Origin of the sequence: Pseudobutyrivibrio ruminis DSM 9787 (assembly GCF_900218035.1) — a bacterium.
Lineage (GTDB): Bacteria > Bacillota > Clostridia > Lachnospirales > Lachnospiraceae > Pseudobutyrivibrio > Pseudobutyrivibrio ruminis.
On record NZ_OBMR01000004.1, the window covers coordinates 237,876 to 253,767 of the forward strand.

Below are 15,892 nucleotides of genomic sequence, written 5' to 3' on the forward strand. Positions count from 1 at the left end.
ACTTAACAAATCGCGTGCTACTCTTAAGTTTATTTTTATCTCTTCAGAATAAACTTAACTGGCCCAATTTTTTTGCTATAAAAGTTAAGTGGAAACGTATTTATTTTTAATTCACTTAACAGCAAGTTGTGATTTTAAGTGTAAGTTGCTCAATTTTCAAATCCACTTAACTCTCTTCCCTCTTTTATATAAGTGTATTTTGAAAACAAGCAAATAAACTTAATCTCCCAGTAAAATAATTATTTTTCTACTCCATCTGCAAGATACCATGATACTGGAGCCCATATTATTCTACGCTCATATGTTATATTTATGTATTTATCCATTCCATACGCTAGAATTTTCTCTTGTTCCTCCTTGGGTAGGCGTTCAAAATCATATATAGCCATATCACTCATTCCACCTACATTCCATATTTCTATGTGGCGCATTTTCCATTCTGAATTATGAAGTGTAACGTAATCTGACACATACTCTTCACCTTGCTCACATCTTATAATCATTTCTGCACGAACATGAGAATAATTTACATCAGAAACCCACGCCTTAGGTGTATTCACTATCTCTATGTCATCCGGCATACTCAAAGATTCTATAGCATTTATTGCATGATAGCATGTTATGCTGTACGCACATCTATTCACTAATAGTAGTGCAAGTACCACTATGGCCATCATTGCAATTACTTTCTTTTTATTATTCTTCATCTCCCTCGCATCCCCATCGCTTTAAATCTTTCTTTAGCTCCTGTTCTGCATATCTTGCATATTCTCTAAGATCTTTCTTCCCGATTTCAAAAGCACAATCTATTTTTCCATGAACTTCCTCTGAACTCCAGATAGCTTCCTCGGGAGACATGCCACCAAGATTTGTTTCAGAAGTAATTAATATTACATTCGCATACCCCAGAAAGGCCATTAAATCCATGTAGATTTTTTTATCCACTTCTGAACATGGCTCATGCAAGAATAATAAAATCTTATTGGATCTCTTAAATAAGCGTGGCTTGCCGTTAGTCTTTTTGATATAAATTCTATGTAAATATTTGAAGAAATTCTCAGCTGCTGTGTAATCAACAACTCGGCCTAGTTTAATTGGTATACATGGTTCCGATTCCAGCTCACTCCTACCAATATATTGCATACATTCATTGCCCAAACAAGCAATTTTTCCATTTTCTCTAAACATTAGTAAACAGCATTTTTCTTCATGTATGGACCTTGTCTTATAATCATAAATCCTTACGTCTGCTGCTGAATCAAATTTTCCCATTACAAATCGTCTCCTGTTTCATTATTCATAGCTCCACTCCAAACTATCTGCTTCTATATCACACATTTTAGTCTTAATTACTTTCTGCGTTGTATCTTCTTCCACGTCATAAACATAGACGCAGTCGTACGCTATTAAGAAATCATAGTCGATTGCCATGCAGTACATAATATATCTACCATCTTTGGAAATACGTACTATGCCTTGACGATTTATGAGCGTACCATTTCCTTCATTATCAACTACAAGAGAAATGGTTCCTGATGTAACATCAAACAGTTTAAGCTGACCACTGGCATTGTAATAAATCAAATTACTATCCACAGGTGATACCTGGAAATCGTATATCCAAGGTTCTTCAAATAACTTTTGTACTTCTTTAGATTCAATATCTACTTTATAAACTGAGTAAATAAAATCTTCCGATTCCTTTAGCATATAGTAAAAATTACCGTCACTATCAAAACATGTTTCTTTTACATACAAGTCATCCGGATTATCGATAAGTTTTAATATGCTTTCATCATCCAAGGTATCTGATTCTAATTCATCAGTCTCCCTTACAAGCTTGTTCTCTTGACTGTACCAATGAACTGACATCTCTTCTGGTGGGTCAAATGTTTCCCCTTGGAAGATAATATCAGGATACTTTTCAAGAGACTTATTCGTTTTGTATTGGATGTAAGTTCTAGCTAATCCTCCCAATGCTGATGCTAGCGCAATAAAAATGAAAATTATCATCAGGACTCTCTTTGTAAAGAATCCTTTTCTTACTAACATTATGATAAAGGCTACAATCCCGCATATTATTCCCAATATGATTTCGAGCGGGATAAGTAGCTGAATAATAAGTGCTGTCACATGAAAGTCTGGTGATGTAAACGCCAAAACTAGCTCTACAACAAGTACACCAATTGCCCCCAGTACATACTTCCCCTTTTTCATTACTCCTCCGCCTTCTTGTTCGTATATACGTTAATCTCTACGCCGGAGTACATGCCTTCTGGTTGTACCCAGAAAGTGTACCAGCCCTTTTCTGTTTCATAGGTGTAGTAATCAAGCTGGACATAGCCGTTATCGAAAGAGTTGTCGCTCTTTGTGAGTGTGCCGTACTTTTCCTGGAGATCATCAAGTGTGGCTTCGAACTCAACTCCCTGGGCAATCTTAAATGGAAAATCTTGATACTGGTTGAAACCAAAAATAGTTGCGCGGACGTACTGCACAGGGATGTCACCTAATTTAGCTTCCTCCTCACCATTATTGATGACTATAAAATTCATTTTGCTGTATTCATTTCCTAAATAGTATCCGGAAAATTCGTACTGCTCATCAGGTTGAACAATGGTATCTGCGCTATCGTCAAAAATGAATCCCAACTCTAACAACTGCTGATAAGTTGTTGGCAGCTGAATAACTGTGTTGTCAATCTGGATTGTGAAATCATCCAGGCTGTCTGAGAGGGCCAACTCAGGGAGGCCTGTATACTCTGCACCAGGACGATACTTGTCTGTCTTCGCTTTGATAGTCATTGCCTGGGCGTAGCTGTAGTTTGAGCCGTCTTCCTTAAGAGTGGTGTAGTACTGGTCCATGTTTTGCTGTCCGTTTAAAACAGATACAAATAGCACGAATGAACTAACCTTGCCATCTTCTTCTGTGATGCAGATTTTGCTCTTGTTATCGCTGTCATCTGAGATATAAAGCAAGATTGAATCTGTCATGTCATCATTTTCAATTTCGAATTTATCAATAACATCCCTGGCATCTTCCATGTCCATTCCGGACTTTATATCACCTGGAAGTGATACCTCTACATCTCCCAATGTGGCGGTGTCAATATAATCTACAAATCCGTACTGAACATCAGTGTAGCCTTCTGAAATAGCTTCGGTAGTGACTTTGATGGTCTTTCTGTTGCGGGTAAGCTTGATGGTGTCGTCTCTGTTGACGTCCAGCTCAGAAGGAGCATCCTTTATTTCCCAGCCGTTGTCTGTAAGTTGCTTGATAGTAAATGGGACATGATACAAATCACCATCGATTTCTATGTTGCCACTTGCTGGATTCTCACCAAGCTCAATTGGAGCAATGTAGCCTTGCACAAATTCAGGAGCTTTGCCCTCCAGGGACTTTATATCTACCTCCTCAGGCATTTCATCAAAATATGTAGAGTATGCTTCGCCTGTCAATTCCATATCATAATCGATTGCGTATGCGCCATCATAATATGCAGCCATTCCAACGAAAGCCTGCTGCAACACAACTCGGTATCCTACGCGAGATGCATCGCCACAATCCCCCTGTCCAACATGACACATATATCCAGTCACATAGTTGTCACCGTAATCGTCGAAGCTATCGAATTCCTGCTGAATCATCTTGGCAACAGGCACTGCATGCATCAGATACTGATTGAACTCTAAATCACCTGCGCAGTAGCTGGCCGCCAGAATCGACTCAGCTGTGCCCAAGTTGTAAGCTCTCTCATATGCTTTTGTATAATCTTCCTCCACCAATGCACTTGCTGCCTCTAACGCAGCATCCCCATCCTTTGCATTGTTTTCATTGAGGAATTTTTTTACTGTTTCTATATCCTCTGCTGTTGATTTGGTTCCACCAATCTGCTGCCAATCCAGGCCTTGGCCTTGAACCTCCACAGCAGTCGTTGCCAACAGCCATCTTACTAAATCATTACTCACATTGCTTTCAGTGCAATCTGAAAATGAATCATCCACTAATGGTATATCCACTAACTCCTTTTTATCGATTTCAGCCGCTTCTTCCTTTTCTGCATTTTCCTTGGCAGCTTTGAGGGCTTCATCGTGGATAGTGGTCACGCCACAACCTGCAAGAAGCACCGCCGACATAGAGAGAGCAGTTAACTCTACCATTTTCTTTTTCATAAAATATCCTCCGCGCATTATACAATTCTATTGCAATTGTTCTATTATCTCTTCCTCTGTATATTCTCCATATAATTCTTCAAAAGCGCAAGAATTATATTCCTCAACTCTGTTCTTCAATTCTTCAGGTGATAGTTGCTCATCAGTGTAATTATTATAATTTACGGTTTCTTCCTCGTAATAACAATCTTCTGAGTATGTAGTTACAAGCTTGTTGTTTTCTATTTTCATGAGTGTATAGCCGTATGTTTCCGTGCCATGTCCAAAGTATCTAAGACTATTTTTATAAGGTACATATTCGTAATTCACGCATCCACCTACACCATATCCACAGAATTCCATAGGCTCTGTCACTGTACTATTAGAAAAGCTATAAACGTTTATCCAGTATCCTGTATCATCAACAAGAAGTTCGGGTATATCATCTTCATCTATATAAACCAAACTATACTTCAAATCTGATGATTCATATTTTATTTGGTTAAACGCCACAATTGCCTTGTATGCATCACTATATGAACTGATTTCACCATTAACAAGTCCATTTGTAAGCGCATTTATAATATCCTCTGCAGAATAATCATCAGATAATTCTTTTTCTACATATGATTCTATATCATCATCATTTACAAAATAACACGTATCCTCTTCGTATTCGCGCACACAACTTCTGTAGAGCCAGAAATCCTTTTTTCCATGATTGTAACCAACAAAAACAATATCAACGTTTCCATCAAAATTATAATCACATGTTTCTATTTCTGTTATTTGCTCTGGGACTATAAAATTAAAATCACACTTCTTTTCACCATCAATTAGGTATTCTACTCTCTGATCTGAGCTGCCATTGTATTGAGGTATGATTAATTCGATTTCACCATCAACTAATTTAGACTCTAGTTTGACCCTTGATTCACTAGCACTCTCTTTGCTCCATAAAAATTCTATTTCCTTTGTTTCTACTGAACTTCCGTTCAAATCATGCACATTGGTGCCTGACCCCAATTTCTCGAACTCTTCCCTGGTCCCATTGAAGACATTTACATCAATGTATCTTTCTTCACCTTCGTATCCATTTAGTACTGTTCGATTAGAATACTGCCAAAATGTCCAATTTACATCTTTTGGAACCTTTGAGTAGACGCTTCGATACCATAAATCACAATCATCAAAATAGCCATTTACTATTGTGTCATAACTATTTTTTGTGACATAAAGCACAGGCTTCTGTCCATATTCTTCTTCCAGAATATCCACCATCTCTCTTAAATTTTTCCGAACGGAATCAACATCGATATCATCGACGCCTTTTTTATCTCCGTAGTATTCAACATCGATAACAGGTGGAAGCATACCTTCTGTTATACTTACATTTTTACAATAATTTTCGGCCTGTTTTCTTCCAGATGATTCGAAACTAAAAAAATGATATGCACCAACTCTAATGCCTGTTTTCAAAGCATTATTAAAGTTTGCATCATAGTATTCATCAACATGTGATGAACCTTCCGTAGCTTTTATATACGCAAAACTTATGTCTTGCTCTATAAGTTGATTCCAATCAATAGCCCCCTGATATTTCGATACATCTACACCAACTACTGGGTACTCTTCTCTACTTGGATTATTGAAATGTATTATCCCCATATAGAGCATTGAAGCTATTAGGATAAGAATTATACAAATAACTATCGAGGTTATTATGTATTTCTTTTTTATATGAATGTTTTTCAATCAACTCCCCCTGTATTACACTTATCTCAATATCGTATATACGTTATTATATTACTTTACTCATTTAGTAGTATTGTAATACTCTTCATTTCTGCTTTCAAGGGATAATTATAAGATTTTAAATAAAAAAATCGGCCCCCTAGGAGTCCGATTTTTCTGATTTGATATATTTGTCAATATTCCATTCTAAATACAACGGAATATTGTATGTTGTGGTTAACTCACAAAGGTTCTCTGCAATATTTTTTGCAAAACTGCTTATTTGTGCTAATTATGACAAAAGTCCTATGACTTTCGCAATTTAATTTGCAAAATCCATAGGACTTCTACTGATATTATTATTATCAAAATAAAATTCGGAGTCATATTCTTCATCACTCAATAACATGTAATAAGGATTTATATTTTCAGATGTATACGGAATTGTGTATATATATTCGCATCCAATTTGTGATGTACCAAAATATAACGTTAAACCATTTTTGTCCAAAGTCCATGCTACTTGCTCTTCATAATCATCTTGACCGTAATATGCATTATATAATAGGTATTCATAATACGAATAATCTTCCACGTACTGAATTTCTGGCGGATTAGAATTCAATTCTTCAATCACCGTCTTTTTAAATACAGTATAATCAATTACAACATCTGATAAATCAATATTTTCTTGTTTTTGAAAATCATAATTAAAACTACGATAACCTCCCATCCAATTTCCACCATATGTTTCACTAATTGAAACAATGGAACTATATAATAATTTATCATTCCGCTCTATATATTCTTTACATATATGCTTTTCACTATTCATGCCTTCTACAACATCTTTTTCTTTATATAAATCTGACTTTATATACTCTTCGAACTGCACTTTTCTCTTATCATAATCCTCATTAATAGTAGAAAAAAAATCTTCTCGGTCTTCTAAAAATGGAGATGATAAACACGCTCCCTCTAGCTCATAGTAATCTATTAATATATACATTGTTGTACTACGAGGTTCTGGTCCACATTCATCATAAGTGTAGGTATTATTTTTCACATCGACAGATATTTCATCTAATTTAGAAGAATCTTGTCGTTCGGTTTGTACCTCATTTTTATCTTGTAATTCTCTACCATGATTCAACTGAGAACATCCGTTAAAGACAAAAATACACAAAGTTATAATAACCGCAATTATTCTTTTTAATCGATTTATACCTTTACTATTTATAATCATCACTTTCAATCACTCTAAAAACTAATATACAGAGGAATAGCCTACTCTAATCCCTCCACATTGGTCCTCTAAGGCCGATTTTCTCCACTAAAATTACACTATTTTTACACTATTTTACATCCCGTACAAAATAAACATCTATCCATTCTGTAGTATTTTCAGGATAATATAACAATATCATCCCCTCATCTGCCAATGTTATATCTCCCACTCTATCAAAAGATGTTTTTTCTTTTGAATCCAGGTCTATTGCTTTCAGAGAGTAATTCCATGCTGAAACAGGGTCGTACCATTTAACCAAATCAATATATATTTTTCCATCTCTATACGCTATGTCATCATTGTTTACTGTGTCTTTCGATGATACACGATAAACCGTTTTATTATGTCCATCATTGTCTACTAACACAATTTTTTCTCTCTTCTTTTTTGCTCCATAGTAAATAATACTGTCATTCTCTTTAGCATATTTAACTGAATAAATTGTATCTACTTTCTTTTGAACATCTATGGTTTTTATTTCTTCTGTTTCCAAATTGTATTTAAGCAAAGAAAGGCCATCATTATTAACAGATGCCACCATGTAACCATCTGCTACATCTATTCCATAAGATATATACTCTGAGTCTATCGAAAAACTGTATATTACTTTATTCAGCCTAGACTCAATATCATATGAGCATATCTCTGCCACCATTTTTTCTCTATCAAGTTTTTCGTATATAATTGAATCGTTATAAAAATATACCCTAGGATTCTGCTTATTTCTTATATCTCCTTTCTCCGAATCAATAATCACATCTGCTTGAGTGGAAGTATCAAATACATGCCAATTACATACATCAGACAAACTGTATTCCATATAAGCAATTTTATTTCCATCAAAAGATATATACGTATTTTCGATAATATCTCCTGGCAATATCAACATGTCGTCTACATTATTTAAATCCACTTTTCCTAATTCGTCCGTCAGGTACACGCCTGTCTCTGTTTTATCGTTCTTTAGGAAATTACATATTAAAGCATAGTGACCATTTTCGCTTAATATCTTATCAATACTGACCGCATCCGATTTTTGATTAGTTAAGATTTTTTCGTATTGAGTAACATCGACTTCCTTTTTATTCAAAAAAATTACAACAAGCACCACTATGAATACTGATACTATCCCCACTGCTATTGCTGTCCCAATTTTATTTCTTTTAACAATTATTTTGTCCATTTCTTTATCCTAAAACTGTAGCCCACCAATGATATCAATTGTTTCTTTTCTTGATAAATCAACTTCTGGTCCAACGACTATTTCAGCCATGCCTCTGTTATCACTTACATATACAAAAACAGATACCTCTCGTCCATCGCTTTTATACTTAATATAATAATCATCAAAACTTGGCTTATTTGTTTCTCCAGAATCAACATAGTTTTCGACTGGCTCGTCCAATAAATACATTATTTCATAAGGCGAATCTATATTATTTATTTTTCCAATAATATTGTTGGAAAAACCAAACTTCTCTAAGACAGACTCATCTACCTTTTTACAATCCGCTCCAATTCCTAAAATTAGATAGTCCTCAGATTCAAGTACAACATAGTCACCTGCATTATATTCGGTGCATGTGTCATATATTCGCTTAGGGATAGTCATGCTTCCATCGCCCACCTTAACATGTTCATATTTCGAATTATTAATACATCCAAATATCATCCCTATTGCTACAATAAGCACCCAAATTATTAAAAATCGTTTCTGATTCTTACTTATTCTTTGCATACTTCATTTCAACCTCGTATATAGATCTTGCCCTCATTACGTATGTAGTATCTCATCTATTTCTCCTCGAGCATTCGCAAGTCAGCTTTCCAGTTAAAATAAGCATTAACAAACATATACATTGTGATTGATATTATTATTAAACATAAAATAATATATATCTTTGCATATTCAGGCATAGACATAGCTCTAACCTCATCCCTGAATAGTAAATATGTTCCTGGTAATATGCCTGAAACAATTCCAGCAATATTTTCACCTTTTTTCTGTTCTATTTTTTTAGTTTCCGCTCTTTTTCTAACTATATAACCCAAAATACTCATTATAATTATTGGAATCACAAATAAAGCTGAGTACCATACTGATTGTCCAGCAACTGTTAATTGACTTACCATCACCAAATAATATGCCAATAGCACTATTACTGTCTCCATTCTGGATACTCTAAGTAATTGCCTCACTTCTAAATTATTCTCATTAATATATTTTTCAGTAATAAGAAGCGAAACTACGCATATGCCTTCAACTAATATTATCCACGCATGCTGATTCCAATAATTTGACGTTAACGCAACGTCTAATACTACTCCGATTACAACAATTTCTATATAGTACTCTGTTAATTTTTTTATTTTAGTTACTATTTCTTCCATATTCTTATTCGTTATATATTAATGTATGCCTTCATCCAAATTCAAAACCATGTGCTTACCCCATTACGTCTGTAGTATCTCATCTATTTCTCCCAGAGCTTTCTTGCATGGAATCCAAAAGAATACCGTTAATACAAGTAAGACTAATAAAAGAATTGAAAGTACACTTATATCAAGTGATGTTGTAATCATTGGCCCTGCGAAGATAAGACACAATAATAAAACAGAAAAAATATGCAATATATTCATTCTCGCATCGATTGTTACTTTACTTCCATCTGTCTGCTCTGTTATATTGATTAAAATTTTCGGCAGCGCAATATTTTTTCTACTATAATGTTTAGTTTGTATTGGGTATAGCACTATCGGTTCATTATTAACATTTCCGACAAATAATACCTCAGCTTCATTTTCAGAATTGAAAGTGATTATGTCTTCATTAATGGTTATTGTTTCCAAAGATTCTTTCAATTCTTTTTTGCTTTTATTAGTAATATATTCTGCTCTATAAAATGGACAAAATATTGGTATAAGCAAATTTATTTTTTTCAATCTTCTCCCCACTCCTTGCACATAGATGGCCTGTCATAGAATTTCACACTGCATACAGATTCAATCTTTCTGCTTTTTTAATTTATATAGTATTGCAAATATGAACACTATTAGTAGATAAACTAGAATAATCATCACTATTTCACCAATACCAATACTCCCCACATTAGGAATAATTGCACCAAACAAAATGGTTGATAATGCCATTGGGCTCACTCGCAATAATAAAGATACAAATATTTCTTTGAAAGATCTGCTATCAATCTTCTCTATATGCTTTTTCTCTTCATTATTAGATTTCTTGGTTTTCCTTGCGCGAACTACTCGCTCCCATTGACTACTATATAAAGTATCTACATCAACATTATTTTGAATGATATAATCAACCACCTGATTAAATTTCTCATTGCCAATAATAGCTTGCGTTAAATCAATCCAAAATATTTTCTTGTAACTAAGTATAATCGCATCCGAACTCGAATATTGATTGTATTTAGCAGCATGTACATATCTACAACTATCAATTCTATTTCGTTTCAAAAATGGCGCATAAACTATAGTTATATTATTTCCATCGATAATTACTTTTTTGAACATCGATGAGAGCATGGCTATTATTATGGTGATTGCAATTAATGCTATAACACTCCCAAAAATTCTCAGATCCTTAAAGATAAAATTTACGTCAAGAAATAAAAATGTCCCAGCTGATACTATCAACGCAATCTGCAATGATTTATCATTTTTAATTATTGTTCTATTCACTGAAATCAAAATACCCCGCTTGTCCTTCGTTGTTCAACTTCATCGTACCTTCTACACATCCGGTTTGTATATTGTAAACATATAGGGTTCCGTAATTCGGTGTTGTAAATAGCCCCAAATGTAATACCGAATATGCTATATATTTTCCATCATTATTTATAGAAATCCATTTATCTGATGGCCTTTCGGCTATAATCTCCTTCTTACCTGTAACAAGATCATAACGAATTACATTTCCATCACATACGCCATAAACATATTTTTCTCTTATTCATCCTGGATGACCAACCAGTAGACATACTCTTCCCCTTTAACTGCACTTATTCATATATATCCGGAATAAATATTCCGTACCTTTCTATTCTTCCCGATTCATCGAATAATATTTTTTCGCTTTGATCAAAAACTTTAAGTCTGTCGTCAGCTTTTACAGCAATAACGCACTTTACTCCTTGCTTCTCTGTCTGTTTTGTATTTTTTGAATAATTCTCAATTAAAACAAAATATTTTTCACTGTCAGTCTCTATATAGTAATATGACTTAATCAATTTAATCTCATAATTGTTGTCTAATTCTTCAAATGAACTAGGTGGATCTGATTCCTCATATGAAATAACTGTGCCATCTATAAAATCACAAAGTCGTTGGATATCATTATCAATGTTCGCAGAATTGCTTACAGCATTCTCAGAAAATATGCTTTTTATAACATCTAAATCATCATTATTTATCCCAGCTATAATTTTATCCATTATTTCATTAGATATCTCTTCGTCACTATCTTCAAATAATTTATCTATATCATTTGTTGCCTCACTTTCGCCTATTATTGAACCGCACCCTATAATCATAGTTAACGATATAAAAAGTATAATCGAACACTTTATTAGTCTATGCATTGATTGCCCTCCCAAATACTGTGGTGCCTGACCCCATTACACTAGAGGTATTACCTATGACAAAATCATTTCTACCCACTGTACTGATTTCCATGTCATAGGTTACCTTTGCATTTCTTATTCTTCTGTTTTCTGCAATATTTATTTTTTCTGCTTCAAATCTTTATTCTCCGTTTGATATATTTTTTCACTCAACTTTTTCTACTATAGCCCATTTAGTATTCGTTAAATATGTCACTTTAACACGATTACCTTTCTTAATATCTTTGTCAGCCCATAGCACTCGATATTCTATTTCCTCATTTTCGTGTATTACTATAATTGATTTAAACAATCCAAGTGCGCCTCCGTCCACTACTTCCTGATATGCACTTCCGTTAGACTCTACATAATTTTTTTCAATACAACTTGGCGTATCTTTTATAATTGGAATAATTATATAAAAAGTGATAAATATTATAAAAATTACCACTGTGGATCGTACACTGATTTTTATTTTATTATTATTTTCCGATATTCTTATTCGTTCTTCCATCATAAACGGAGCTTCGCTTATACACAAAAAAATAGTCCAAATAACTGCTACTATATATAACAAGTATGATATTACCAAGTATTTGCAAAATATTGCTGAATAATCCATATGATTTATCCTCTCTTAACACATTGGGCCCTAAATCCAATATAGCTAGGCTGGCTTTCTAGTTACATCTGCTCTTTGTGTGTACCATAATTGCCATATACAAATATATTAGAAACGCGCTTATTACACTGCAAATACACAAATATAGTTTTGAAAATTGAATATCATTAATATTCCTAACAATATTTCTTATGAAAACAACTAATCCTATTGATATGGATGATGTTACCCCTACCCCAATTGGTGAATATCTTCTTCCTTTTGTCTTTGCTTTTTTTTCAATAACAAATGCTAGGATTGCTATCCCTGCAATTATGCCTAAATAAGCAATAATAAATGCATATGACATATTTAAAACAAGCATCTGACGTAATACAATCATTAAAAAAATGATTATAATTTCAGCAGTAGCAACTGATAATCTTACCTTTGTCTTCATATAGTCAATTTTTTCTCGTTTGCTTACCCATTCATATAATAAAACTAATACTACAATCCCCTGTACCTCTATTAGTATGATGGGAATATTTATCGTTTTTTGAATTAATCCTATTGCACAATCTATTAAAGCTAAACTACACAACAACAGGTACCCTTTTAGAAAATTTTCCTCAGCTTGTTTTCTATTTAAAGCCATGATTTCAACTCACTCCATCCTTATCTACAGTATCATTTATCGCCTTAACACCATCAGTTAAATATGAAACAGTGGTGCCTTAAGCTGAAAAGCCATGCTCTCATTGAAGATTGTAGTTATAACATTCCTTTATCATGAAAGTAATTTTTTATATCTTCATATCCCTGACAATGATATGGTATTTTTAGTCTCTTGTGAGACTCTGTATCTATAATTATTTGAGAATTTATATATCTACCGTAGTCTGCTAGCTCCACATTTTTTATCTCATCCAAATTAAAATGATATTTTTTATTTATGATATTGTTGTACACAAATATATTGTCATTTATATCAATTTTTTTATTAATAAAAATTAGTAACGTGTATATTCCTGACACCGAGAAAAATATAAGAATTACCCCAATGATATAATCCACCTTATCAGGCATAATTCTTGTTAAAAACACTGAAACACATGCATACATAATTACTAAACATGAATAAAACAAATAAATAAAACTCCTATATGTTACACTAATTGACTCTTTCAAACGTTCATTCTCCTAATCGCCTGAGACACGGAATTTGCCTCACCACAAATCAACGACTCTATATTAATTATGTCGTCTATTTACTTATTTAGTAGTATTGTAATACTCTCCATTGCAGCTTTCAAGGGATAATTGTTAGAATTTTTAGTGAAAAAATAAAGCTGCCTCAATTGAGACAGCTTTACTGCTATTGAACTGGTAATATTGTGGCCTGACCCCATTACGAATTTATTACATTGTGCTTTCTATGTAATAGGGTCAGGCAACTACTCCTTATCGGTTTGCAGAACTTAATGCAATATATGGATTTTTTGCATTTACCTCTGGAAGTGACGAAAAATATCTTAAATATATTCAATTGGTAATGCAATCAAGTTTTCTCTCAAATACATTTTTTTGTCAGTCAAACAAAGGATAACACCTAACCCTCTTTTCTTATCAGGAATTTTGTCTAAGATTTCGTTTGCACTACCCATTGACGCTTTTGGATTTCCGGTCATTTTTATTTCGACTGGATATAATTTACCATTTTCTTCAATTATTAAATCTATCTCATTTTCTTTGGTTGTAGTCTTATCCTTACCTCGATAGTAGAAAATAGAAAATCTATAATCTTGTCCTTCGTTTGCATATGTCTTAAGAATTTCAGAAACAACAAATGTTTCAAACATGTTTCCAGCAACTGCACTATTTTTCAGTGCATCAGCCGTCAACCATCTTGTTAAGTAGCAAGCTAAGCCTGTATCTCTAAAATATACTTTGGGTGCTTTAATAGCTCTGGTTAATGCATTGGCGCTATATGGTTGTAAAATGTAAACTATCCCAGTCCGCTCGAGTATAGATAGCCAACTCTTAACGGTTGGTTCTGTAACTCCTACATCTCCAGCAATGTTAGCATAATTGAGCATTTCACCAGTTCTTGCTGCAACAGCTGTTAGGAATTTCAAAAATGTAATACTATCTGTTGCTATTAATTCATTAATATCACGTTCCAAATATGTATCAACATAAGATGAATAAAAGTCTTGCCACTCTCGATTGACATCATATAACTCTGGATACGAACCTTTATGTATTATTTCCCATATGTCTTTATATTGAACGAGTTCTTTTTCTCGTTCAATAAAGTATTCTTCTGTTGGCACAAAGTGCTTGTTAAATTTTACATTGAAAATTTCTCGAAGCGATAACCCCAAAAGCTCCATAATTGAGACGCGTCCTGCTAAAGATTCGCTCATTCCCTTCATTAATTCCAATTTTTGAGAGCAAGAAAAAACAAATTGTCCTCTTTCATCTGAATCATCGACAATTGCTTTTATATCTTCTAGAATACTGTTTTCCTTTTGGACTTCATCAATAAATAAAGGCTTTGGATTGTTTAGAAAGAAAAGCTTAGGCTCCTCTTTAGCCTGTAGCCGAGTCATTTTATCATCAAATGTCACACGATTATACTTTGGGAATTCGTGCTTTAAAAGCGTTGATTTTCCCACTTGTCTAGCGCCTGTTAGTAATAAACATTTACTAGTATTTGCTCGTTCTACTATTTTATTTGTAATTGCTCTATTTATATATCCCATAAACATAACCTCGACCAATCTAAAATATGGTTTTATTATAGCCGCATTTAGTGACGTAGTCGACTGTACAGACTAATCTAAAATAGAACTTTATTATAGTCTCAATGTTTTCTCAAAAAATTAGTTGAAGTTGAGTTGGTTGAGTTGAGTTGAACGATGGTCACTTTTGTGCCCCCTGTATTTGTCAAAGGTAAAAATGCCTTGGGGCGTTCCATACTTTAGCAAGGAAATCGTTAAAATCGCCAATGACATTCTCGATATAGTAAGTTCTGATAAATAAACATTGGTGCCTAACCCCATTACGTAAAACTCTAAGTATAAACTTGTTATTCCAAATCAAATTTCATGGTTGCTTATTTATTCTTTTTATTACCCATTCTCCTTCCTTTTTTTCTATATCCACTGTAATCGTATCAGGTATTTCTTCAATCTTTATTGTTCCATCATCTTGTCTTATAACCCTTATTGCATTAACATCCACATACATCCTAGCTCTATCAATAAACATTATCACTCGTCTGCACCTTACAGAAACCTTGTAAAAATCATCTCTTGGGTAATATGATTCTAAATGTACTCTATTAACCTCATTTTCAATACTTTCCCCATGTATTGCTGCTTCAAAATCGTTTAATATACCTCCTATCTGCTTATACGCGTAGAATCTATACGATACAATCAATACACTTACTACTATTATAGACACCAGTATTTTTTGTCTCATT

At 33.6% G+C, this 15,892-nt stretch carries 17 protein-coding genes; all 17 read right to left on the reverse strand.

Going from position 1 to position 15,892, the window contains the following annotated elements; genetic code table 11:
- Positions 1–239: 239 nt before the first annotated feature.
- Positions 240–707 carry a hypothetical protein gene (locus tag CRN97_RS04625; protein WP_097076039.1) on the reverse strand — a complete coding sequence of 156 codons (468 nt, stop codon included), beginning with the start codon at positions 705–707 and terminating at the stop codon, positions 240–242.
- On the reverse strand, positions 697–1,272 hold the full coding sequence (locus CRN97_RS04630) for an acetate and sugar kinases/Hsc70/actin family protein (protein WP_097076040.1): 576 nt from the start codon (positions 1,270–1,272) through the stop codon (positions 697–699). The genes CRN97_RS04625 and CRN97_RS04630 overlap by 11 nt, the downstream gene beginning before the upstream one ends.
- 21 nt (positions 1,273–1,293) lie before the next feature.
- Positions 1,294–2,217 carry a WD40 repeat domain-containing protein gene (locus CRN97_RS04635; protein WP_097076041.1) on the reverse strand — a complete coding sequence of 308 codons (924 nt, stop codon included), beginning with the start codon at positions 2,215–2,217 and terminating at the stop codon, positions 1,294–1,296.
- The gene (locus CRN97_RS04640; protein ID WP_179670678.1) at positions 2,217–4,169 is read right to left on the reverse strand and encodes a DUF1266 domain-containing protein; all 1,953 of its coding nucleotides are present in this window, start codon (positions 4,167–4,169) and stop codon (positions 2,217–2,219) included. The genes CRN97_RS04635 and CRN97_RS04640 overlap by 1 nt, the downstream gene beginning before the upstream one ends.
- 27 nt (positions 4,170–4,196) lie before the next feature.
- On the reverse strand, positions 4,197–5,816 hold the full coding sequence (locus tag CRN97_RS04645; protein WP_207653199.1) for a GH25 family lysozyme: 1,620 nt from the start codon (positions 5,814–5,816) through the stop codon (positions 4,197–4,199).
- A gap of 388 nt (positions 5,817–6,204) precedes the next feature.
- Positions 6,205–7,131, reverse strand: coding sequence for a hypothetical protein (locus CRN97_RS04650; RefSeq protein ID WP_143483241.1), 927 nt, complete (start codon positions 7,129–7,131; stop codon positions 6,205–6,207).
- Between the two features lie 106 nt (positions 7,132–7,237).
- Positions 7,238–8,353: a hypothetical protein gene (locus CRN97_RS04655; RefSeq protein ID WP_097076044.1), complete on the reverse strand. Its 1,116-nt coding sequence runs from the start codon at positions 8,351–8,353 to the stop codon at positions 7,238–7,240.
- Between the two features lie 9 nt (positions 8,354–8,362).
- Positions 8,363–8,908, reverse strand: coding sequence for a hypothetical protein (locus CRN97_RS04660; RefSeq protein ID WP_143483242.1), 546 nt, complete (start codon positions 8,906–8,908; stop codon positions 8,363–8,365).
- 56 nt (positions 8,909–8,964) lie between these two features.
- Positions 8,965–9,561 (reverse strand): hypothetical protein, encoded by a 597-nt coding sequence (locus tag CRN97_RS04665; RefSeq protein WP_097076046.1) that lies wholly within the window; start codon positions 9,559–9,561, stop codon positions 8,965–8,967.
- A gap of 63 nt (positions 9,562–9,624) precedes the next feature.
- Positions 9,625–10,113, reverse strand: a complete 489-nt coding sequence (locus CRN97_RS04670; protein WP_097076047.1) for a hypothetical protein — start codon at positions 10,111–10,113, stop codon at positions 9,625–9,627.
- Positions 10,114–10,173: 60 nt separating this feature from the next.
- Entirely contained in the window at positions 10,174–10,878 is a 705-nt protein-coding gene (locus CRN97_RS04675) for a hypothetical protein (protein ID WP_179670679.1), read from the reverse strand.
- A gap of 320 nt (positions 10,879–11,198) precedes the next feature.
- Positions 11,199–11,777: a DUF5104 domain-containing protein gene (locus tag CRN97_RS04680; RefSeq protein ID WP_097076049.1), complete on the reverse strand. Its 579-nt coding sequence runs from the start codon at positions 11,775–11,777 to the stop codon at positions 11,199–11,201.
- A gap of 187 nt (positions 11,778–11,964) precedes the next feature.
- Positions 11,965–12,420, reverse strand: a complete 456-nt coding sequence (locus CRN97_RS04685) for a hypothetical protein (RefSeq protein WP_097076050.1) — start codon at positions 12,418–12,420, stop codon at positions 11,965–11,967.
- Positions 12,421–12,478: 58 nt separating this feature from the next.
- Entirely contained in the window at positions 12,479–13,057 is a 579-nt protein-coding gene (locus CRN97_RS04690) for a hypothetical protein (protein WP_097076051.1), read from the reverse strand.
- A 116-nt stretch (positions 13,058–13,173) separates the two neighbouring features.
- Positions 13,174–13,590 (reverse strand): hypothetical protein, encoded by a 417-nt coding sequence (locus CRN97_RS04695; RefSeq protein WP_143483243.1) that lies wholly within the window; start codon positions 13,588–13,590, stop codon positions 13,174–13,176.
- A 344-nt stretch (positions 13,591–13,934) separates the two neighbouring features.
- A complete protein-coding gene (locus CRN97_RS04700) occupies positions 13,935–15,173 on the reverse strand; it encodes an ATP-binding protein (RefSeq protein WP_330400080.1) in 1,239 nt (412 codons plus the stop codon).
- Between the two features lie 337 nt (positions 15,174–15,510).
- The gene (locus CRN97_RS04705) at positions 15,511–15,891 is read right to left on the reverse strand and encodes a hypothetical protein (protein WP_097076054.1); all 381 of its coding nucleotides are present in this window, start codon (positions 15,889–15,891) and stop codon (positions 15,511–15,513) included.
- Position 15,892: the final 1 nt, after the last annotated feature.

Excerpts from the sequence above, each read along its gene's own strand:
- CRN97_RS04645 (WP_207653199.1), bottom strand. The coding sequence starts at position 5,816 with ATGGGGATAATACATTTCAATAATCCAAGTAGAGAAGAGTACCCAGTA.
- CRN97_RS04625 (WP_097076039.1), bottom strand. The coding sequence starts at position 707 with ATGAAGAATAATAAAAAGAAAGTAATTGCAATGATGGCCATAGTGGTA.
- CRN97_RS04655 (WP_097076044.1), bottom strand. The coding sequence starts at position 8,353 with ATGGACAAAATAATTGTTAAAAGAAATAAAATTGGGACAGCAATAGCA.
- CRN97_RS04690 (WP_097076051.1), bottom strand. The coding sequence starts at position 13,057 with ATGGCTTTAAATAGAAAACAAGCTGAGGAAAATTTTCTAAAAGGGTAC.
- CRN97_RS04660 (WP_143483242.1), bottom strand. The coding sequence starts at position 8,908 with ATGCAAAGAATAAGTAAGAATCAGAAACGATTTTTAATAATTTGGGTG.
- CRN97_RS04705 (WP_097076054.1), bottom strand. The coding sequence starts at position 15,891 with ATGAGACAAAAAATACTGGTGTCTATAATAGTAGTAAGTGTATTGATT.
- CRN97_RS04640 (WP_179670678.1), bottom strand. The coding sequence starts at position 4,169 with ATGAAAAAGAAAATGGTAGAGTTAACTGCTCTCTCTATGTCGGCGGTG.
- CRN97_RS04665 (WP_097076046.1), bottom strand. The coding sequence starts at position 9,561 with ATGGAAGAAATAGTAACTAAAATAAAAAAATTAACAGAGTACTATATA.
- CRN97_RS04635 (WP_097076041.1), bottom strand. The coding sequence starts at position 2,217 with ATGAAAAAGGGGAAGTATGTACTGGGGGCAATTGGTGTACTTGTTGTA.
- CRN97_RS04685 (WP_097076050.1), bottom strand. The coding sequence starts at position 12,420 with ATGGATTATTCAGCAATATTTTGCAAATACTTGGTAATATCATACTTG.
- CRN97_RS04700 (WP_330400080.1), bottom strand. The coding sequence starts at position 15,173 with ATGTTTATGGGATATATAAATAGAGCAATTACAAATAAAATAGTAGAA.
- CRN97_RS04680 (WP_097076049.1), bottom strand. The coding sequence starts at position 11,777 with ATGCATAGACTAATAAAGTGTTCGATTATACTTTTTATATCGTTAACT.
- CRN97_RS04630 (WP_097076040.1), bottom strand. The coding sequence starts at position 1,272 with ATGGGAAAATTTGATTCAGCAGCAGACGTAAGGATTTATGATTATAAG.